Consider the following 20,488-nt stretch of genomic DNA (forward strand, 5'->3'; position numbering starts at 1 on the left):
CCCTACTTCGGGGCCAACGCCACCGGGCGGATTTCACGGCCACGAAACATCGACCAGGAATACATCGCCAATGCCGCCCAGATCAGCGCGAAGGCAATTGCTTGCGTGGTGCCGAACGGCTCGTCGAAAATCAGCACGGCTATCAGGAACACCATGGTCGGTGCGATGTACTGCATGATGCCGATGGTGGAGAGGCGCAGAAGCTTGGCGCCGAAGGCGAACAGAAGCAGCGGCACCGAGGTGACTGGGCCGCAGCCGATGAGCAAAGCCATATCGGTGCCGTTGCTGGAGATGAAATGGTCCTGGCCGTTGACGACCAGGAAGACGATGTAGGCAAGCGCCGGCACCGACAGCAAAAGCACTTCGAGCAGAAAGCCCTGGCTCGGGCCGATCGGCAGCGTTTTGCGGAAGAACCCATAGGCAGCGAAGGAAAACGCCAGCGCCAACGACACCCAAGGCAATTTGCCGGCATCGACGGTCAGAACGGCAACTGCGACCGCCGCCAGCAACACGGCCGCGATCTGCAGCCGGTCGAGCTTCTCGCCGAGCAACAACGCGCCGACGACGATGCTAACTAATGGGTTGATGTAGTATCCGAGCGCGGTCTCGACGGTGCGGTCGACCGAGATCGCCCAGACATAGATGGCCCAGTTGACGGAGATCAGGGTCGCCGTCAGCGCCGCCATGGCGATGCTGCGCGGCGAGCGGATCGCCGCCTTGAAATCGGCTGTGCGGCCGGCCCAGACCAGCACTGCAGCAGCAATCGGCACCGACCAGACGATGCGGTGGGCGATCACCTCGATCAGCGGCAGATGCGCAACCGCCTTCATGTAGAAGGGCAACAGGCCCCATAGCAGATAAGCGCCGAGCGCGAGGAGAAAGCCGCTGCGGGCTTTGGAGTCGGCGTCGGGCTGGATCGTGTCGCTGGCCATGGCAAACGCTATGGCCCAGTGGGCCATCCAAAACCATCGCAAAATTATGATGGATCAATGGACTTCCGCTGATGGCTCAAGGGGCGGCGCCAGTTCCTCGCCCCACTTCGGGGGGCGAGGAAACCCACGTCTTGCAACCCTACTCCGCCGCCACCAATCCCGCCATGTCGCGGTTCTTCATCAGCTTGTAGACGATCGAATCCATCAGCGCCTGGAAGGAGGCGTCGATTATGTTTTCCGACACGCCGACCGTCCACCAGCGTGCGCCGGTGCCGTCATGCGATTCGATCAGGACGCGAGTGATCGCCTCGGTGCCGCCATTGAGGATACGCACCTTGAAATCGGCGAGCTCCATGTCGGCGATCTCGCTCTGGAATTTGCCGAGGTCCTTGCGCAACGCGATGTCGAGCGCGTTGACCGGGCCGTGGCCTTCGGCCACCGACATCTTCTCCTCGCCCTCGACCATCACCTTGACGATGGCTTCGGAGACCGTCTTCAACTGGCCGTTGGCATCGAAGCGGCGCTCGACCATGCAGCGGAACGAAGTGACGTTGAAGAACTCCGGCAGGCCGTGCAGCATTTTGCGCGCCAACAGCTCGAAGGAGGCATCGGCGCCCTCATAGGCGTAGCCCTCGGCCTCGCGCTCCTTGACCACCGAGATCAGCGCATCGAGACGATGGTCGTCTCTGGGCACATCGATGCCGCGCCGCTTCAGCTCGGCGAGGAAATTGGCCTTGCCGCCCTGGTCCGAAACCATAACGCGGCGGCGGTTGCCTACCGCCTCGGGCGGCACATGTTCATAGGTCGCCGGCTCCTTGGCCAGTGCGGAGGCATGGATGCCGGCCTTGGTGGCGAAGGCTGAGGCGCCGACATAGGGCGCCTGCGCTTCCGGAGCACGGTTCAGCAATTCGTCGAAGGCGCGGGAAAGCCGGGATATCCCGGTCAGCGCCTCGGCCGAGATGCCGGTTTCAAACCGATCGGCGAAGGCCGGCTTCAGCGCCAGCGTCGGTACGATCGAGACCAGATTGGCGTTGCCGCAGCGCTCGCCGATGCCGTTCAGCGTGCCTTGGATCTGGCGCACGCCGGCCTCGACGGCGGCGAGCGAATTGGCCACCGCCTGGCCGGTGTCGTCATGGGCATGGATGCCGAGATGGCCGCCCGGAATACCTGAAACAATGACCTTGTCGACGATGGCGCGCACTTCCGAGGGCTGCGTGCCACCATTGGTGTCGCACAACACCACCCAGCGCGCGCCGGCATCATAGGCGGTCCTGGCGCAGGCCAGTGCGTAGTCCGGATTGGCCTTGAAGCCGTCGAAGAAATGCTCGCAATCGACCATCGCTTCCTTGCCGGCGGCAACAGCTGCTTCGACCGACGCGTTGATCGAGTCGAGGTTTTCCTCATTGGTGCAGCCGAGCGCGACGCGGACATGATAGTCCCAGCTCTTGGCGACGAAGCAGATGGCGTCGGACTTGGACTGCACGAGCGCTGCCAGGCCCGGGTCGTTGGACGCCGACACGCCTGCCCGCTTGGTCATGCCGAAGGCGACGAACTTTGCCTTCGCCGTGCGCTTCTGCTGGAAGAAGGCGGTGTCGGTCGGATTGGCGCCGGGATAGCCGCCTTCGACATAGTCCATGCCGAACTCATCGAGCAGCTTGGCAATCGCGATCTTGTCCTCGACGGAAAAGTCGATGCCCGGCGTCTGCTGGCCATCGCGGAGGGTTGTGTCGAAGAGATAGAGGCGTTGTTTGGTCATTGTTCTGTTGGCGCGCGAGCACCCCCCTCTGGCCTGCCGGCCATCTCCCCCTCAAGGGGGAGATCGGCAGCTTTAGCGTCGGATCTTTTCCCGCAGCGACGGAGATTTGCGAAAGGCCCGATGACAGGCAATCTCCCCCTTGAGGGGGAGATGTCCGGCAGGACAGAGGGGGGTGCCGCGCGCTGTCATTTCCCCGCAAACCCATCCGTCGCGCGTATCAGCCGATCCAGAATCCCCGGCTCCGAATAGGCATGGCCGGCGCCTTCGATGAGGTGGAAATCCGCCTTCGGCCAGGCCTTGTGCAGGGCCCAGGCATAGCGCGCCGGGCACGGCATGTCGTAGCGGCCGTGGACGATTGTGCCGGGAATATCCGCGAGCTTATGCGCATCGCGCAGAAGCTGCCCCTCCTCCAGCCAGCCGGCGTGGACGAAATAGTGGTTCTCGATGCGGGCAAAGGCGATGGCGAAGTCGTCCTCGCCGAACTTGTCGCTGGTCTCCGGCTCCGGTAGCAGCGTGATCGTCTCACCTTCCCACAGGCTCCAGGCAAGCGCGGCTTCCATCTGCGCATTGCGGTCGGAGCCAACAAGCCGTTTGCGGTAAGCGGCCATCATGTCGCCGCGCTCGGCTTCAGGGATCGGCGCTTGGAAACGCTCCCATTTGTCGGGGAACATTTCGGAGACGCCGAACTGATAGTACCATTCGAGTTCGGCGCGGGTCAGCGTGTAGATGCCGCGCACGACAAGCTCGCTGACGCGATTAGGATGCGTCTCGGCATAGGCCAGCGCCAGCGTCGAGCCCCACGAGCCGCCGAACACCAGCCATTTTTCGAAGCCGCACATCTCACGCAGCCGCTCGATGTCGGCAACCAGGTGCCAGGTGGTGTTGGCCTCGAGCGAGGCGTTGGGTGTCGATTTCCCGGAGCCGCGCTGGTCGAACAGGATGACGTCGTAAAGCTTCGGGTCGAACAATTGCCGATGTTTTGGCGAGAAGCCGCCGCCGGGACCGCCATGCAGGAAAACGGCCGGCTTGGCGCCCCTGGTTCCGGAGCGCTCCCAGTAGATATGATGGCCGTCGCCGACATCGAGCATGCCGGACTCGAACGCCTCGATCTCTGGATAAAGAGTACGAAGTTCACTGTTCATTTCATTGCTCATATCTTCAGGCCGTGCGCGGGCCAGTCCGTGGTTTCGTGGTCGGGATGCTGGAAGGAGATGATCTGCTCCTGGCGGGAGTAGAAATCCGGATCCTGATGCATGGGCTGGTCAAAGATCGTTTCCACCCAAGGCAATCGGACCGCGTAGTTGACCTGGATCTGCGGCGCCAGATCGGAGCGGTCGTCGAAGGCGCCGATGGCGATCTCCAGTGCGCCAGGTTGGCGATAGGTCAGCGGTGTACCGCAGCGGGCACAGAAGCCGCGATCGATGTTGACCGACGACTGGAAATAGGTGGGCTCTTCGCGCATCCATTCGACGCCATCCTTGAGCACTGTCACCAGCGCGCCGAAAAACGAACCGAACTGTTTCTGGCACATGCGGCAATGGCAGATGGACGCCCGGCCGAGCTTGCCCTTGATGCGGAAACGCACGGCACCGCACTGGCAGCCGCCGGTTCGAACTTCATCGGTCATAACTTTTCTCTGGCGGCCATTGTTCGGTGTCATGGTCGGGATGCTGGTAGGAGACGAGCTCGGCGAGATAAGGCGCCGACGACATGTCGGCCATAGTGTCCTCGCCCGGCAATTGCGGGATGGTATCGACATAGGGAAGTTTTGCCTCCGTGCCCCACTGGATCAGCGGCACGATATCAGCCGGATTGTCGAAGGCGCCGATGGCGAGGCCGATGCCGTCGGGCGCGGTAAAGGTCAGCGGCGTGCCGCAATTGGCGCAAAAGCCACGATCGACATGGCTGGACGAGGCGAAATATTTCGGTTCGCCGCGCGTCCAGTCGAGTTTGGCGCCACGCACCGAGACCAGGGGCGCGTAAAATGAGCCGAACGCCTTCTGGCACATGCGGCAATGGCAGATCGAGGCGTCACCCAGCGCACCCTCGACGCGAAAGCGCACCGCGCCGCACTGGCAGCCACCGGTGTAGATCGGCCGGTTGTCGAGGCTCATGGCGTCTCACTCCGTTTCATAGTCATTCGGGCGCATGGCAGACGGCCTCGACATTGTTGCCGTCGGGATCCAAGACGAAGGCGCCGTAATAGTCCGGGTGATAATGCGGGCGCAGCCCCGGCCCGCCATTGTCCTTGCCGCCGGCGGCGAGCGCCGCGGCATGGAAGGCGTCGACCTCGGCGCGGCTGCGCGCGGTGAAGGCGACGTGCTGATGGGTCCTCGGCTTGTCATCGCTGGCCTGCAGCCAGAACACCGGCCGGTCGCGGCCATAGCCACCGACCTTGGCGCCGCCGGTATATTCCAGTGGCACCATGTAGATCAGCGAAGCGCCAAGCGGCGCTATCGCCTGGTCATAAAAGGCTTTCGACGCGTCGAAGTCGGCGACATTGATGCCGAGATGGTCGATCATGAAACAAGCTCCTCCCTTGCTGGCGCCGGCACGTCGGCGCCGGCCAAGCCGGCCCCGATGACGATGTGCTGGCAGGCATTGTCGATATCGCGGATGACGTCGTCCTTCCAGAAGCGCAGGATGTTCCAGCCACTGGCACTCAATTGAGCGCTGCGTGCCTTGTCGCGTTCTGCATCTTCTACGTCGGCATGCTGACTGCCATCAACCTCGACTACGAGGTGGTGGGCCGAACAGGCGAAGTCGACAATGTAGGGTCCAATCGGTACCTGTCGGCGAAAGCTCATCCCCATCAGCCGGTGAGCCCGCAACTCATTCCACAGTTTCAGCTCGGCATCGGTCATGACGCGACGCATGGACTTTGCATTCTTGCGCTGACGCGATGGAACGAGGTCGTGACCCATGCTCAGGCCACTCCGCGCTGGCGATTAGCGAAAACCAAGGCGAGGGCTGATCTCCCCCCTTGCGGGGGAGATGTCCGGCAGGACAGAGGGCGGTGCTGTCCCGCCAGCGTCTCAACCGGCAGCCATTGCGTTCTCAGAAAGTGGCCGAAATGAAAGTGGGCAAGAAGGAACGCTGGCGTTCCTTCGAACCCCCCTCTGTCCTGCCGGACATCTCCCCCGCAAGGGGGGAGATTGGCTGTCGCTGCCGCCTTCGCCAAACTTACAACGGTGCCTAGCGCCACCCTCACCGCTTCACCTCCCACGTCGTCACGCGTTCGTTGGTGACAGGATCCTTGCCGTCCTTCAGCTGCACGCCTTGCTCCAGAAGCTCGTCGCGGATGCGGTCGGCCTCGGCCCAGTTTTTCGCTGCAATCAGTTCCAAGCGCTTGGCGATCGCCTTGGCGATCGCTGCCTCGTCGACCTTGGCCGCGCCGATATCGAAGCCGAGGAACAACAGCGATGCCTTCAGCGATGCGGCCGCTTCGTTGCCCTCCGCGGCCTCACCGGCAAGCTGCGTGAGCTGCTGGAAGGCGGCATAGGTGGCGAGGTCGTCAGACAGCGCCGCCACAACCTCCGCCGGAACTTGCCCTGCCGACGGGGAGAGATCGGCGGCGCGCTTCCATTTGCGCAGCGTATTCTCGGCCTCTTCCAGCTTGCGTACGGAAAAATCGATCGGCTCGCGGTAATGCGTCATCAGCATCGCCAGCCGCAGCACCTCGCCCGGCCATTTGCGGCCGCCGAAAGTGTCGGTTTCCAGCAGTTCGGCGATGGCGTAGAAATTGCCGACGCTCTTCGACATTTTCTGGCCCTCGACCTGCAGGAAGCCGTTGTGCATCCAGACATTGGCCATGACGTCGGTGCCGTGGGCGCAACGCGACTGGGCGATCTCGTTCTCATGGTGCGGGAAGATCAGGTCGAGGCCGCCGCCATGGATGTCGAAGACGTCGCCGAGATAGGCGGCCGACATGGCCGAGCACTCGATATGCCAACCGGGCCGGCCCCTGCCCCATGGGCTGTCCCAGCCGGGCTCCTCCGGTGACGACAATTTCCACAGCACGAAATTCCCCGGGCTCCTCTTGTGAGCGTCGACGGCAATTCGCGCACCGGCCTGCTGTTCGTCGAGATTGCGCTTCGACAGCTCGCCATAATCCGGCATCGAGGCGGTGTCGAACAGCACTTCGCCGGCGGCGACATAGGCGTGGCCGCGTTCGATCAAACGTTCGATAAGGGTGATCATGTCAACCTTGCCGTCGGCGCGGCGCGCGACGAACTCGGTGGCGCGTGGCTCGACCGTCGGCGGCAAGCAGCCGAGTGCGGCGACATCCTTGTGGTACTGATCGGCGGTTTTTTCGGTGACGCGGCGGATCGCCTCGTTGAGCGTCAGGCTTCCCGACGCGATCTCGGCGCCGAAATCGCGCAGCGCGCGGGCGTTTATCTTGTCGTCGACATCCGTGATGTTGCGCACATACGTGACACCAGCCTCGCCATAGAGGTGACGCAGCAAACGGAACAGCACGTCGAAGACGATCGCCGGACGCGCATTGCCGATGTGGGCAAAGTCGTAGACGGTCGGGCCGCAGACATACATGCGCACATTCGACGGGTCGATCGGGAGGAACACGTCCTTCGTCCGCGTTAGCGTGTTGTAGAGGCTGAGACCCTTCGATGCGTCAGACATGCGTGCCCTTCCGGCCCGTTAAGTTCTGGATGGAGTCTAACCTGTGCCAAGGCACAAATCGGCTCCAGCCTGCTGGCCGGGGCGTTTGTCCACTCTGGGGAAAGATGAGGCGAAAACGTCCGGACCAGCGCGAAGCTAGCCAATAATGCAAATGCCACAAATGGCGGAAAACGTTTTCATCGGCGGCTTTATCGCCTTGGCCGGTGTTGCCGTCAAGTCGCAACTTCCGGCAAAAGCGTCGCTGGATCATAGGTCAGGAGCCGCTGAAACATTTTATTAAACATGTCGGCACAGTCATGAAACATTCGCCGGCTAGTCCACCATAGGTCACGATTCGGTCAGATTCGGCCGGCAAACGCAGACACGGAAATGTTACCAGGGAAGAGATCGATGTCACGAACCAAGCAGGAATCGAGCCGCGCCAAGCAACCGGCGCTCGCCAACCACTATCGTGCGATCGGCCCGGCCGCGATCGTCGCCGCCCTTCTCCACACCGCGAAGAATAAAAAGCCGGCGCCGAAAATCACTTCGCCCCGCGCTGCCTGAACAGGCATCGTGCCGCCGCCGACAAGGCGTGCGCCGGAACGGAAGGCTGAGGCCCCATAGCGCGCCTGAAAACAACAGCTCTTCCTATTGAGCAGGTTCTTCCCGAAGACCGGCTATTGAGCAGGTTCTTCCCGAAGACCGGACATGGCTTCTTGGGAGCGCGCTCTAAAACAGCGTCATCTGACTGTCGTCCGCGCCGGGCTTCTGGCGCCTGACCTTGTCGGGCTCGACGATGCCCATGTCCTGTATCTCGGGCCCGATGTTGGCGACCTTGTTGACGAGGTCGGAGACCGGAATTGCCTCGAAGAAATCGGGCAGCGCGGGCTTGAGCAGGTCGGCCACATCGCGCGGTTCGAGCGTGCGGCAGTCCAGCCAGCGGGCAAAATCTTCAGGCGCGATCACCACCGGCATCCGGTCATGGATATGGGCGGTGCCGGCATTGGCGTTGACGGTAAGAATAGCGCCGGTGTCCATTTCCGAACCGCCCGGCTCGGCATAGGTTTCGATCAGCCCGGCAAAGGCGATCAACCCGCCATGCCTCGGCCGTATCCAGTAGGGCTGGCCCTTCTTGCCGCTCCCGGATTGCTGCCACTCATAGAAGCCGGAGGCCGGCACCAAGGCACGGCGATGGCGCATGGCGGCTCTGAACGAGGCTTTTTCAATAGCGCCTTCCGAACGCGCGTTGATGAGCAACGGAAATTCCCTGGTGTCCTTGACCCAGGTGGGGATCAGCCCCCAGCGCACCAGCATCGCCTGGCGATCCGGGAAATTCGAGCCCGGCATGCGCGGCGGTCCCGACAGCGCCATCAGCACCGGCTGCGTCGGCGCGATGTTGTAGCGGGCCGGAAAATCGTCCAGCTCCGCCAGGCCGAGCAAGGCGGCGGTCTGGTCGGGCGTCGCGGTCAGGGCAAAGCGTCCGCACATTGGCAAGCTCGATGAATTGATCCGATCGCGAACGTGGCGATGGAACCGGCGCTGCGCAACCGCTAAAGCTGCTCGCTGCCAGCCGGTCCACAGGGTGGGCCTCACATAAGCGAATCGATATTGATGAACGAGCAGCGCAAGATACTTCCCGCAGTCTCGGTCGCCGTCGTGCGCGGCAGGACGGTGCTGCTGGTCAAACGGGCGCGGCCGCCGTCGCAGGGGCTTTATGCCTTTCCCGGCGGCAAGGTCGAGCCCGGCGAGACGCTGCAAGAAGCAGCAGTGCGCGAATTGCTGGAGGAAACCGGGCTGCGGGCGCAGGACTATCGTCCGCTTCGCGACATCCACATCGACGGCAGCGGCGAGAATCACCCGGTCGACTATCTGCTGACCGTGTTCGGCGCCGTTTATGCCGGCGGCGAAGCGACGGCCAGCGACGATGCCGAGACCGCCGCCTTCTATAGTCTTGATGAAATGGCGACGCTGCCGCTCGCGGGTGACGTCATGGAGGTGGCTGAAGAGCTTTTGGCCTGAAGCAGGCCCATATCTGCCCGCTCCGAGAATCGCCTTGCAGGCGACAAAATGTTTCGTCAGATAGACTTATGACCCGCACCTCGCTGTTCCTTGCCGCATGCATCGCCACCGCCACGGCTTTTGCCGTGCAGCCTGCGCTGGCCGCCGAGTCGCCGTTCGAGCCCGGGCTGATGCGACTGGCCGAGGTGCTGGGGTCGCTGCATTTCCTGCGCAATCTGTGCGGCGAAAAGGGCGACCAGTGGCGCACCGAGATGGAAAAGCTGATCGATTCGGAAAATCCCGATCCGGAGCGGCGTGCCCGCTTCATCGCCAGCTTCAACCGCGGTTACCGTTCCTTCGGCGGCACCTATACCCAATGCACGCCGTCAGCGACCGAAGCCATCAGCCGCTACATGAAGGAAGGCGAGACGCTGTCGCGCGACATCGCCTCGCGTTACGGCAACTGACGAGCGCCAGACGGCGTTTAGCCAACGCCTTTTCGAGCACCCGCCTTGTATCCACGGCACGTTGATGCAATCTTGGTGTTGCACTTGCGCAACAGTATTAACGAAACGTTAGCGCGCGAATGCGGAATTAACTCAAACTGAAGGTTTTCATCCCGCTCACCGGTCTAATCGGCTAAGTTTGAATCGGACCGAACGCAGGCGACGAAGTTTGTAAAGACGATCAAAAAAACGTCGTATTTACAGATACTTACTTAGCCTGCGTGAGATAGGGGCAGCCCAAGCCGGATCCGACCCGTCGGACCGCCGCTTGAAAAGGTGGACATCGCAAATGGAACATGGCGTCAACGACATCGACGCGCTGGTCAGGGAAGAAAAGCGCCTGACCGCGGTGGAAAGCCATAGCGAGGCCTGGGCGGAAGGTCTGTCGGCCGGCATAGAACCTGAAATCATCGCCGAGGCAGCGCTTGAAACCGCGTTCGGCGAGATGCTGCGAGCCAATGGCGAAACCTCGGCCCTTGCCCTGCTCGATCGCATGCGTGAAAAGGTGATCGCCGGCGCCTTCGAGCCGGAGCGGTTTCGGCACTAGGCGTCGCGCGTCTCAGAGGGTGCACTGCCAGCTTACCGGTTCTTTGACGACGGCGAGTCGTTTGGGCATCATGCCTGAAGAGCCTAGGCCCGAGGAGAGGCAAGCGGTGAATTTTTCGATGTCAGGCCGGCCTCGCGGCGTGGTCCTCAGCATCTGGCTTGCCGCTTCCTGCGCCGCGGTTCCGCTGGCGCTTGTCCTGACCAGCAACCCTGCCTATGCGCTGAGCGAGATCAAGCGCGAGGAGCTTCCAGCTCCAGCCGGGCCACCAGCCAATGGTGAGACGGCGCCGTCTGAAAATTCAGTGCCAATGCCCGATCTGCCCGGCACGGCGCCACCGGCCGCTAGCCAGCCGAAATCGCCCACGGAGCCCGAACAAAGCCAACCGGAAGCCCCCGCCAACGATGGCGGCGTGGCCAACCCGCGTGCCGATCCAGAAGCGCCGGTGCCCGAAGTCGTCTATGACCTTTCCAAATTGCCCGAGCCCGTCAGGCGCATGCGCGATCTGATGGTCGAGGCCTGCGTAAGCGGCGACATCGAGAAGCTGCGGCCGCTGATCGGCAAGGGCGACACCATGACCCAATTGTCGCTGGGCGAAATCGAGGGCGACCCGATCGCCTTCCTGAAAGAGCTATCGGGCGACAAGGAAGGTCAGGAAATCCTCGCTATCCTGGAAGAGGTGCTCAATGCCGGCTATGTCCATGTAGACGTCGGCACACCGCAGGAACTCTATGTCTGGCCATATTTCTTCGCCCTGCCGCTGGACAAGCTCAACGCCAGGCAGCGGGTCGAACTGTTCAAGATCGTCACCGCCGGCGACTATGACGACATGAAGCAGTTCGGCGCCTACATCTTCTACCGCGTCGGCATCACGCCGGCCGGGCAGTGGACATTCTTCGTCGCCGGGGATTGAACGGCGATTCCCCTGGGATGGCTACTGGCTAGGGCTAGAAAGCTCGAGGCCTGTGTCAGGCCATATGCGGATACCTTCATTTCGAAGGGCCGAAATCGCTTCGACCGCCGCGTTGGGATCCATTTGCAGCACCTCGGCGGCATGCCGCAATTCTTCCTTGTCCCGCAGCCTGTTTACCACCCAAGCCACCTTGCGCTCGATATCCACGCCATAGGCCGCCTTCGCCTTGCCAACAGCGTCGCTCGGGATTTCCTTATAGATGCCAACCAGCACTCCAAGATCGATGGCATCGCGATATGCAATTGCACGGTCCTGACATCGATCCGCGTTCGCCAGCAACTTCTCGGCAAACATATCCGCCGGGACCAGGGCGGATACATTCAGATCGTCGTCGAAATGGCCTCGCAGTTTTATGCGGCCTTCGCGGATGACTTCAAACTTGATCGTTTGGCCTTTCAACCGCACGATCGTCCGCAAGCCATATTGATCGATCTGGAAGTCCCGAACAGCCTCGACCGGCTCAGGAAAGAATGCTCTGACGCCACGTTCGGCTGCGGAGGTCCGCAATTCGCGATAGCCATCACTGTCGGCACACAGGAAGTCCACATCCAGTGAGCGGCGATATTCCCCGAATTTCATAACGATCGCAGTGCCACCGCCGAACCAGCACTGGTTTGCGGTCAGGAAATGGCGATCCATCAATCCGAGCGCTTCGGCAATGATCTGGTGCTCGGGCCTCTTGAATTCCATCATGACGCTCGCGGTGTGTCCTGTTGATATTCCGGCTGCGAGGAACGATCAGGTGAGGGAAATCAGCCGGCGGTCAAGAGCACGCCGTGACCGAATTTGTCTGCCAAACTTTGGATAAGCATCTTCTCACGCACAGTAAGACGCTTTTGATCGACAAACCGCCAATTACGCTCATACAGCGCAAATGCCTCTTCGGCCGGAATCGGGCGTGCCGCATCGCGGTTCCAGGCGAGCGCCTGGAGCTCCGGAAACTCCGCAGGGACAATCATGGGCGCGATATCTGCGTTCATAATGCCCTTAACGTAGTGGATAGCGCTTAAAAAATCCAACGCAGCAAGAAACCGCTAAGCCGGCAGCGCCTCGGAAAACTCTACCGGCCTGCCCTGCCCGGGCGTGACGATCTCGCCTTCCCACATCACGCGACGACCGCGCACAATGGTGCCGATCGGCCAGCCGGTGACTTCCTTGCCGTCATAGGGCGTCCAGCCGGCCTTGGAGCCGGCTTGCGCATTGGTGATGGTCTCGCGCCGCTGGAGGTCGACAATGGTGAAATCGGCGTCATAGCCTGCGGCGATGCGGCCTTTCCGGGCCATGCCGAAGATGCGCTGTGGGCCATGGCTGGAGAGGTCGACGAAGCGCTGCAGGGTCAGCCGGCCTGAATTGACGTGGTCGAGCATGATCGGCACCAGCGTCTGCACCCCGGTCATGCCAGACGGTGAGGCCGGATAGGGCTTTGCCTTTTCGGCCAGCGTGTGGGGGGCGTGGTCGGAGCCGAGCACATCGACAATGCCTTGCGCAATGCCGTGCCAGACGCCGTCGCGATGGCGGGCCGCGCGAACCGGCGGATTCATCTGGATCAGCGTGCCCAGCCGCGCATAGTCGTCGGCGGTGAGCGTCAAATGGTGCGGCGTCGCCTCGCAGGTGGCGACATCCTTGTGCTGTTCGAGGAACACGATTTCTTCGGCAGTGGAGATGTGCAGGACATGGATGCGGGCGCGGGTGCTGCGCGCGATGCGCACCAGCCGCTCGGTGCAGCGCAAGGCCGCGATCTCGTCGCGCCAGACGGGGTGTGAGGACGGGTCGCCCTCGACGCGCAAGCCGAGGCGCTCGCGCAGCCGGAACTCGTCCTCCGAGTGAAAGGCGGCTCGGCGGCGGGTGTTGCGCAGGATCGATGCGACACCCTCGTCGTCCTCGACCAGCAGGTCGCCGGTGGACGAGCCCATGAACACCTTTATCCCGGCAGCACCCGGCAGCCGCTCGAGCTCACCGACATCATTGGCATTCTCGCGTGTGCCGCCAACCCAGAAGGCGAAGTCGCAATGCATCCGGCTGGTGGCGCGGCGCACCTTGTCGGCAAGCGCCGCCTCGCTGGTGGTCAGCGGATTGGTGTTGGGCATTTCGAAGACGGCGGTGACCCCGCCCAGAACAGCGGCGCGCGATCCACTCTCGAGATCTTCCTTGTGCTCCAGCCCCGGCTCGCGAAAATGCACCTGGCTGTCAACGACGCCGGGCAGGACGTGCAGCCCGCGACAGTCGATCGCTTTGCCGGCCGAAGCTTGGCGAAGATCGCCCATTGCGACGATGCGACCACCCTTGACGCCGACATCGCGCGCGCCCTCGCCATCATGGTTGACCACCGTGCCGCCTGTCAGGATGAGGTCGTAGGTGGTGGCCATGGGCGTTCGGTCTCTTGCGGGGGGAGTATCGTCGGCTTACGTAAAGGCCGACCGTTTTGCAAGATCAGGTTCTTTGCCGCCCATGCCTTTTGCCCTGCTCAAAGACCGCGCTCTCATTTCTGTGTCAGGCCCGGATGCCGAGCATTTTTTGCAGAACATCCTCACCACCGACCTCGACACGCTGGGCGCCGGTGCGGCAAAACCCGGTGCGCTGCTTTCGCCGCAAGGCAAGATCCTGTTTGATTTCCTGATCTCGCGTAGCGGCGAGGACGGATTCCGGCTGGATTGCCGTGCCGACGTCGCAGACGACTTCCTGCGCCGGCTGATGCTTTACAAGCTGCGCGCCAAGGCCGAGATTGCTAGGCAGGATCAAGTGCTTGTGACGGTTGCGTGGGGCGATGATTCAAGCGCCTCACCTTCTGATTCAACGACACTTGCCGATGTCCGCTTCCGCGATGTGGTTGTGAGCCGTTCCTATGGCGGCGCATCCGCAGGTGGCGACCCGGCTGCGTGGAAGGCGCTCCGCATCGCCAAAGGCATTGCCGAAAGCGGTTCCGATTATCAGCTCGGCGACGCCTTCCCTCACGACGTGCTGCTCGACGAGACCGGCGGCGTCGGCTTCAAGAAAGGCTGCTATGTCGGCCAGGAAGTGGTCTCGCGCATGCAGCATCGCGGCACCGCCAGGCGCCGCGTGCTGATCGTTTCGGCCGACCATGCCTTGCCTGCGCCGGGCTCGGAGCTGACGGTTGCGGGGCGGCCGGTCGGCACGCTCGGTTCCAGCGCGGGCACGGTCGGACTCGCCATTGCCCGCATCGACCGGGTCAAGGCGGCGCTCGACGCTGGCCAGCCGGTACTGGCCGGTGATGTCACCGTCTCGCTCGCCATCCCGGCCTGGGCGCAGTTCAGCTTTCCCAGGGAAGCCATCGGCGCGGAGGACGCCTGATGGCTGCCGATCGCGTCGGAGCGCCACCGCGCGCGTGGCAGCGCATGCTGTCGGGACGGCGGCTCGACCTGCTAGATCCCTCGCCGCTCGACATCGAAATCTCCGACATCGCCCACGGGCTTGCCCGCGTCGCCCGCTGGAACGGGCAGACCCGCGGCGATCACGCCTTTTCGGTCGCCCAGCATTCGCTGCTGGTCGAGGCGCTGTTCAGCGAGTTGCAGCCGGACGCCTCGGCCAATGCGCGGCTGGCAGCACTGCTGCATGACGCGCCGGAATATGTCATCGGCGACATGATCTCGCCGTTCAAATCGGTAATGGGCGGCTCCTACAAGGAGTGCGAGCTGCGTCTCCAGCGCGCCATCCATCAGCGCTTTTCGCTGCCGCCCGAACTCGGCGTCGGCTTGCGCAAGGAGATCAAGCGCGCCGACCAGATCGCCGCCTATTACGAGGCGACGCTGCTTGCCGGTTTCTCGACCGCGGAAGCAACCGAGTTCTTCGGCCGGCCGCGCGGGTTCAATGCCGACCGCTTCGACTTTAAGCCGCACTCGGTGACCTCGGCGCAAGCTGCCTTCCTCAAACGCTACGCAACGCTTGAAAAGCAACGCCAGGCAACGGTTGCCGTGCATTCGGCGCAGTGAACATACGCTAAATTAACCAGCGGTAACCACAGTACCGGGTTTCGATCACGGTCAGCAGGCACGCCTCATGTCCGTTGCGCACGTCAAGGGTGGTTCGCCCGTCCGCAGACGGGGAGCCGGAGGCGTCGCCGCGCCACGGCAGATCGCCGACGAACTGCGCCACCAGAACGAGCGCTTTTCCGCGGCCGTCGAGAATATGTCGCATGGGCTGTGCATGTTCGACGCCGACGAGCGGATGATCATCTGCAACGGCAACTATATCAGCATCTTCTCCCTCGACGCGAAGATCGTGCGGCCCGGCATCGCGTTCCTGGACATTCTAAAGCACAGCGTCGACATCGGTGTCGCCTCACAGAGCGCCGAAGACCTGTATGCCATCCGCAAGCCCTATATCGAGCGCGCGCAAGCCTCGACCTACGAGGAAATACTGTCGGACGGACGCATCGTTTCCATCACGCACCGGCCGCTGGCCTCAGGCGGCTGGGTGTCGATCTATGAGGACATTACGGAGCAAAGGCGGGCCGAGCAGGAACTGAAGGAGCAGCACCGCCGCTTCGATGCGGCGCTCGCCAACATGTCGCAAGGCCTGTTGATGTACGACGCCGAAGGCACGCTGATCGTGCGCAACCAGCGCTTCCTCGACCTCTACAAGGTCACGCCTGACGACTTCCCGCTCGGCATGAGCCAGCGCGCCCTGCTCGAACAGATGGTGCGACTGCGCATCTATCCGTCGATGGACATCGACGGCGAGATCGCCAACACCAGAGCCAGCCTGCAGGCCGGTGAGGAGCGTTCGACAGACCGCAGCCTTGCCGATGGCCGAACGCTGCTGGTTGCGCGCCGGCCGCTTGCCGGTGGCGGCTGGGTGGCGACCTTCGAAGACATCACCGAGCGCCGGCGCGCCGAAGAGCGCATGAGCCACCTTGCCCATTACGACACGCTGACCGACCTGCCCAACCGATCGATGTTTCGCGAACGGCTCGACCAGGCGATGGCCGGCGATACACCGTTGGCGATCTTCTCGCTCGACCTCGATCGCTTCAAGGCCGTCAACGACACCTGGGGACACCCGGCCGGTGACTGGCTGCTGAAATGCGTGGCGGAGCGGTTGCGGCACAGCCTGCGCAGCGACACCGATGTGGTCGCCCGCCTCGGTGGCGACGAGTTCGCCATCCTGCAGTTCAATCCCAAAGGCGCCACCGATGCGGAACAACTGGCAAAACGCATCGTCGCTGTCGTCAGCCAGCCGTTTCGCGACAAGGGCCGCGACATGCATGTCGGCATCAGCCTTGGCATCGCGCTGTATCCCGGTGACGGCAAGGACGCCGACACGCTTTTGAAGAACGCCGACATGGCGCTTTACAGCGGCAAGAGCGAAGGCCGCAACGTCTACCGCTTTTTCGAGCCCGGCATGGATGCCTTGGTGCGGGCGCGCCTGGCGCTCGAAACCGATCTCGAGACGGCACTGAAGCGGCGGGAGTTCGTGCTGGAGTTCCAGCCGATCACCAACATCGCGTCGGGCAAGATCGTCGGCGCCGAAGCGTTGATGCGGTGGAATTCACCGACGCGCGGCCTGGTGGCGCCCGACGATTTCATCGCAGCCGCCGAAGACAGCGGGCTGATCGTTCCGCTGGGCGAATGGGCGCTGAAACAGGCCTGCAGCGTGGCCGCCGGCTGGCCGCCTGGAATGCGCATCGCCGTCAATGTCTCGGCAGTGCAGATCAGAAGCGCCGACTTTGCCCGCAGCGTGATTTCGGCGCTGGCCGTTTCCGGTGTGCCGGCCAGCCGGCTCGAACTGGAAATCACCGAGACCGTGCTGATGGATGAGAGCGAGACGGTGCTGAAGACGCTGAGGCAGCTGCGCGAACTCGGTATCCGCATCGCGCTCGACGATTTCGGCACCGGCTATTCGTCGCTCGGCTATCTCAGGCGTTTTCCCGTCGACAAGATCAAGATCGACCGCTCCTTCATCCACGATATCGACAACAAGGACACGGCGGCGATCGTGCGCACGATCATCGGGCTTGGTGCCGAACTTGGCATCACCGTCACCGCCGAAGGCGTCGAGACCGAAGCGCAGCTCGACATATTGCGCAAGGCTGGCTGCGTCGAGGCGCAGGGCTTTCTGATCGGCATGCCGTCAAAGGCCGCCGACATGGCTCGACTTCTCAAGACGAGGGCAGCGTCCCGGCGCGCCTGAACATCCCCGGCGTCATTCCATGCGCGGCGCGGAAGGTGCGCGAGAGATGGCTTTGGTCGGAGAAGCCGGCCGCAAAGGCGGCACCGGCGAGATCTGAACCTTGCCGGATCAGCAGATCGGCACGGCGCAGCCTGCGGTCACGGATGAAGGCAGCAGGGGTGAGACCCAGCACTTTCCTGAAATCGCGGATAACTTGAAAGCGCGTCACGCCTGCGGCTTCAGCGAGCCGCTGCAAATCGAGGTCCGAGTTCAGATGGTCTTCGATGACCTGTTCATAGACCCGGAGCCGGCTTTTCGATCCGAAGCTTTCGACCGCCTCGCGCCGCCGGCCGCCCCAATCGCCATGGCGCAGGATGAGCTTGCGCAAGGCGATCAGCATGGATGTTTCGGCGCTCGTGGCATCACCCGATGTCGAAGCCAAGTGCGCGACGCCTACTGCCTGGACGAGATCGGCATCATCGACGATCGCTTGCGAAAACAACGGCGGGCGATCCTGCCCGAGTTCGTCCGCGATCGCACCCATGAGCGAGGCCGACGGATAGAAGGTGCGGTAAGCCCAACCCTGGTCGGCACCCGCCTCGCCGTCATGCCATATCTCCGGATTGACGAGCAGAACCGTGCCCGACGGCGCGAGGACAGTCTCGTTGCCGATGCGGACCCGCTCGCACCCTTGCGTGATCAGGGCGACGACATAGGTCGGGTGCGTGTGCAGCTGGTAGCGATGCCGCGTGAAGCGCGCCTTGAGCATGCCAAGATCGCGAAAGCGCGGATGACGCCAGAACTGCGTCGTCTCCTGAGGCTGTTGAATTCCAGACACGGTCAATCCTGTTCAAGACGCTGCCGGCGCAAATCCTTTACGTGCTGGCATCGACAAGGCCGAATTTACGATAGCCGGCAAGGAGAGCGCAATGCTGCACAACGACCCCATCGCCGCCCTCACCCCGCAGGTGGTGGAATGGCGGCATCACATCCACGCCAACCCCGAACTCGGTTTCCAAGAGTATGAGACCGCGCGCTTCGTCGCCGACAAGCTGCGCACCTTCGGGCTCGACGAGGTTCATGAAGGCAAAGGCGGCACCGGCGTGGTTGGCGTCCTCAGAGGACGACCAGGCGTGCGCGCCATCGGGCTTCGGGCCGAACTCGATGCCTTGCCCGTGCTGGAGAAGACAGGATTGCCATATGCGTCGAAGAAAGACGGCGTGATGCATGCCTGCGGCCACGACGGGCACATCGCGATGCTGCTCGGCGCCGCCAAGCTGCTCGCCGACAACAGAGCCTTCGACGGCACCGTCTGTTTCATCTTCCAGCCGGCGGAAGAAAATGAAGGCGGCGCCATGCGGATGATAGAGGACGGACTGTTCGAGCGCTTCCCCGTGGAAGCCGTCTACGCCGTCCACAACTGGCCGGGGCTGCCGCTCGGAAAGATCGCGGCCCGTGCCGGGTCGATGATGGCGGCCGTCGACACTTTCGAACTGAACTTTGAGGGGACCGGCGCGCATGCCGCCATGCCGCAGCTAGGCGACGATCCCGTGCTCGCGGCCGGCGCCTTCGTTCAAGCCGTGCAGCGCATCGTCAGCCGTTCGGTCGACCCGCAAATGGCGCTGGTCGTTTCGATCACCCAGATCCATGGCGGCAATGTCGGCAACATCGTGCCGGGCAAGGTCTGGCTGCAGGGAACCTGCCGCTTCTTCGAGCCCACTTTGTCGGACCATTGCGAAAGGCTGATCGGCGACATCGCGCAAGGCACTGCCTCGGCGCATGCACTCACCGCCAAGCTCGCCTACAAGAAAGGCTACCCGCCGCTGGTCAACACGTCGGCTGCCACTGACCGGGCCGTCCAGGCGGCAACCGCGGTTGTCGGCCGCGAGCAGGTCGAGACCGCATTCAACCCGAGCCTCGGCTGCGAGGATTTTGCCTACATGGTCCGCGAAGCCGGCGGCTGCTATGCCTGGGTCGGCGCAGGAGCGGTCGGACTGGGCGAAGGGCTGCACGGCGATCGCTATGTCTTCAACGACGCCATCGTCCCCACCGTGCTCCGCTATTTCGTCACGCTCGTTGAGCAGACGCTACGCTGACGGCCGAGCGCCTCAGCGCAAGGTCTCGACGTATTTCTCGTGGAAGCTGACATAGCCGGGTTCGACGACTTTGAGATGGCGCTCGATCAGCTGGTGGAAGGCCGGCAGCTGATGGAAGGGCACGCCGGGATTGGCGTGGTGCTCGGCGTGATACGGCATGTTCCAGGCGACTTTGCGCACCAGCCAGTTGGTCAGCGTGGTGCGGGTGTTTTCCAGCATGTTGGCGACAAGCGGGCAGCGGCCATGCTCGGCCAGCAGATAGAGCCTGAGGAAGGGCTGGCCGAGCAGCGCGGGCACGATCCAGACATAGAGCAGTACACTTGCCTCGAACCACAGGGCTAGCGCGGCGACCACGACATAGAAAGCGATCATGGCGCGGGCTTCAGTGCGCACCTTGGGCAGGCCTTTCGGCGGCACGTAGCTGTCGTGGCAGCCGCCAATCGCGTTGGTGTAGAGTGTCTGCAAATGCCCCCACCACACCGGCAGGCCCGAGACGTGGACGATGTATTGCCGCATCGTCTCCGGTTTCGGGAAGGCGAGTTCCGGATCGTTCTCGGGATCCTGGGTGAAACGGTGATGGGCGAAGTGGAAATAGCGAAACCAGTCGGCGGGCAGCGCGATCGCCAGGCTGCAGACCCTTGCGGCGGCATCGTTGAGCCACTGCGTCTCGAACGCCGTCCTGTGCACCGTCTCATGCAGCAGCGTGAACAGGAAGACGATAAGAATGCCTTGCGGCAACATCAACAGCGGCCAGTACGACACCTTGGCCGCAATCAGCCCGCCGATAGCCACAATCGCGCCGAGATGGAAGGCGAGTTGGACCAGACCCGGCCCATCCGACTTGCCGGTCAGGCGGCTGCGCTGCTCATTGGTCAGAGACGCGACGACGTCGCGATGGTCTCTGGGTTCAAACTGGGCCGATACGGTCATGGCG

At 62.9% G+C, this 20,488-nt stretch carries 23 protein-coding genes; 9 read left to right on the forward strand and 14 right to left on the reverse strand.

Translation table 11 applies throughout. The features are described 5' to 3' along the window. Positions 1–2: 2 nt before the first annotated feature. From rarD to cysS, 8 genes are all read right to left on the reverse strand, one after another. Positions 3–932, reverse strand: a complete 930-nt coding sequence (gene rarD / locus NL532_RS25060; RefSeq protein ID WP_023673577.1) for an EamA family transporter RarD — start codon at positions 930–932, stop codon at positions 3–5. Positions 933–1,071: 139 nt separating this feature from the next. Then, positions 1,072–2,688, reverse strand: a complete 1,617-nt coding sequence (cimA, locus tag NL532_RS25065) for a citramalate synthase (RefSeq protein WP_023684468.1) — start codon at positions 2,686–2,688, stop codon at positions 1,072–1,074. A 185-nt stretch (positions 2,689–2,873) separates the two neighbouring features. Continuing rightward, on the reverse strand, positions 2,874–3,830 hold the full coding sequence (pip, locus tag NL532_RS25070; protein ID WP_023829040.1) for a prolyl aminopeptidase: 957 nt from the start codon (positions 3,828–3,830) through the stop codon (positions 2,874–2,876). A gap of 8 nt (positions 3,831–3,838) precedes the next feature. Then, positions 3,839–4,315, reverse strand: a complete 477-nt coding sequence (locus NL532_RS25075) for a GFA family protein (RefSeq protein WP_023673574.1) — start codon at positions 4,313–4,315, stop codon at positions 3,839–3,841. After that, positions 4,305–4,802, reverse strand: a complete 498-nt coding sequence (locus NL532_RS25080; protein WP_023829041.1) for a GFA family protein — start codon at positions 4,800–4,802, stop codon at positions 4,305–4,307. The genes NL532_RS25075 and NL532_RS25080 overlap by 11 nt, the downstream gene beginning before the upstream one ends. Positions 4,803–4,824: 22 nt before the next feature. Then, a complete protein-coding gene (locus tag NL532_RS25085) occupies positions 4,825–5,211 on the reverse strand; it encodes a VOC family protein (RefSeq protein WP_023673572.1) in 387 nt (128 codons plus the stop codon). Continuing rightward, complete coding sequence (locus tag NL532_RS25090) at positions 5,208–5,612, reverse strand: endonuclease domain-containing protein (protein WP_023829042.1); 405 nt, start codon at positions 5,610–5,612, stop codon at positions 5,208–5,210. The genes NL532_RS25085 and NL532_RS25090 overlap by 4 nt, the downstream gene beginning before the upstream one ends. 283 nt (positions 5,613–5,895) lie before the next feature. Next, on the reverse strand, positions 5,896–7,329 hold the full coding sequence (gene cysS / locus NL532_RS25095; protein ID WP_023829043.1) for a cysteine--tRNA ligase: 1,434 nt from the start codon (positions 7,327–7,329) through the stop codon (positions 5,896–5,898). Between the two features lie 390 nt (positions 7,330–7,719). Between cysS and NL532_RS25100 the strand changes: the two genes are divergently transcribed. Further along, entirely contained in the window at positions 7,720–7,875 is a 156-nt protein-coding gene (locus NL532_RS25100) for a hypothetical protein (RefSeq protein WP_023673568.1), read from the forward strand. Between the two features lie 165 nt (positions 7,876–8,040). On the opposite strand, the gene NL532_RS25105 is transcribed toward NL532_RS25100, so the two are convergent. Beyond that, positions 8,041–8,799 carry an SOS response-associated peptidase gene (locus tag NL532_RS25105; RefSeq protein WP_023829044.1) on the reverse strand — a complete coding sequence of 253 codons (759 nt, stop codon included), beginning with the start codon at positions 8,797–8,799 and terminating at the stop codon, positions 8,041–8,043. A 123-nt stretch (positions 8,800–8,922) separates the two neighbouring features. On the opposite strand from NL532_RS25105, the gene NL532_RS25110 reads away from it, so the two are divergent. From NL532_RS25110 to NL532_RS25125, 4 genes are all read left to right on the forward strand, one after another. Next, the gene (locus NL532_RS25110; RefSeq protein ID WP_031203100.1) at positions 8,923–9,330 is read left to right on the forward strand and encodes an NUDIX hydrolase; all 408 of its coding nucleotides are present in this window, start codon (positions 8,923–8,925) and stop codon (positions 9,328–9,330) included. A gap of 68 nt (positions 9,331–9,398) precedes the next feature. Next, on the forward strand, positions 9,399–9,776 hold the full coding sequence (locus NL532_RS25115; protein WP_023692875.1) for a TIGR02301 family protein: 378 nt from the start codon (positions 9,399–9,401) through the stop codon (positions 9,774–9,776). 328 nt (positions 9,777–10,104) lie between these two features. Then, positions 10,105–10,362 (forward strand): hypothetical protein, encoded by a 258-nt coding sequence (locus NL532_RS25120; RefSeq protein ID WP_023673564.1) that lies wholly within the window; start codon positions 10,105–10,107, stop codon positions 10,360–10,362. Positions 10,363–10,468: 106 nt separating this feature from the next. Then, on the forward strand, positions 10,469–11,272 hold the full coding sequence (locus tag NL532_RS25125) for a hypothetical protein (RefSeq protein ID WP_023829045.1): 804 nt from the start codon (positions 10,469–10,471) through the stop codon (positions 11,270–11,272). Positions 11,273–11,293: 21 nt separating this feature from the next. Here NL532_RS25125 and NL532_RS25130 read toward each other — a convergent pair whose 3' ends face one another. The 3 genes from NL532_RS25130 to NL532_RS25140 all read right to left on the reverse strand — a co-directional run bounded on the left by NL532_RS25130 (position 11,294) and on the right by NL532_RS25140 (position 13,698). Then, positions 11,294–12,022 carry a nucleotidyl transferase AbiEii/AbiGii toxin family protein gene (locus NL532_RS25130; RefSeq protein ID WP_023684480.1) on the reverse strand — a complete coding sequence of 243 codons (729 nt, stop codon included), beginning with the start codon at positions 12,020–12,022 and terminating at the stop codon, positions 11,294–11,296. Positions 12,023–12,084: 62 nt separating this feature from the next. After that, positions 12,085–12,312 carry a hypothetical protein gene (locus NL532_RS25135; protein WP_027049982.1) on the reverse strand — a complete coding sequence of 76 codons (228 nt, stop codon included), beginning with the start codon at positions 12,310–12,312 and terminating at the stop codon, positions 12,085–12,087. Positions 12,313–12,366: 54 nt separating this feature from the next. After that, positions 12,367–13,698: a dihydroorotase gene (locus NL532_RS25140; protein WP_023829046.1), complete on the reverse strand. Its 1,332-nt coding sequence runs from the start codon at positions 13,696–13,698 to the stop codon at positions 12,367–12,369. 82 nt (positions 13,699–13,780) lie between these two features. Between NL532_RS25140 and ygfZ the strand changes: the two genes are divergently transcribed. The 3 genes from ygfZ to NL532_RS25155 all read left to right on the forward strand — a co-directional run bounded on the left by ygfZ (position 13,781) and on the right by NL532_RS25155 (position 17,479). Continuing rightward, positions 13,781–14,641 (forward strand): CAF17-like 4Fe-4S cluster assembly/insertion protein YgfZ, encoded by an 861-nt coding sequence (gene ygfZ / locus NL532_RS25145; protein WP_023829047.1) that lies wholly within the window; start codon positions 13,781–13,783, stop codon positions 14,639–14,641. Beyond that, entirely contained in the window at positions 14,641–15,279 is a 639-nt protein-coding gene (locus NL532_RS25150) for an HD domain-containing protein (RefSeq protein ID WP_023742620.1), read from the forward strand. Before ygfZ ends, NL532_RS25150 begins: the two co-directional genes overlap by 1 nt. 67 nt (positions 15,280–15,346) lie before the next feature. Then, a complete protein-coding gene (locus NL532_RS25155; protein ID WP_023670259.1) occupies positions 15,347–17,479 on the forward strand; it encodes a putative bifunctional diguanylate cyclase/phosphodiesterase in 2,133 nt (710 codons plus the stop codon). On the opposite strand, the gene NL532_RS25160 is transcribed toward NL532_RS25155, so the two are convergent. After that, a complete protein-coding gene (locus tag NL532_RS25160) occupies positions 17,448–18,296 on the reverse strand; it encodes an AraC family transcriptional regulator (RefSeq protein WP_027049985.1) in 849 nt (282 codons plus the stop codon). The two genes, NL532_RS25155 and NL532_RS25160, sit on opposite strands and share 32 nt — an antisense overlap. 91 nt (positions 18,297–18,387) lie before the next feature. Between NL532_RS25160 and NL532_RS25165 the strand changes: the two genes are divergently transcribed. Next, positions 18,388–19,554 (forward strand): amidohydrolase, encoded by a 1,167-nt coding sequence (locus tag NL532_RS25165; protein ID WP_023829049.1) that lies wholly within the window; start codon positions 18,388–18,390, stop codon positions 19,552–19,554. A gap of 12 nt (positions 19,555–19,566) precedes the next feature. Here the strand turns inward: NL532_RS25165 and NL532_RS25170 are convergent, their stop codons facing one another. Continuing rightward, a complete protein-coding gene (locus NL532_RS25170; protein ID WP_023829050.1) occupies positions 19,567–20,484 on the reverse strand; it encodes a fatty acid desaturase family protein in 918 nt (305 codons plus the stop codon). Positions 20,485–20,488: the final 4 nt, after the last annotated feature.

This window comes from Mesorhizobium sp. C120A (genome assembly GCF_030323105.1).
In the GTDB taxonomy this organism is placed as follows: Bacteria; Pseudomonadota; Alphaproteobacteria; order Rhizobiales; family Rhizobiaceae; genus Mesorhizobium.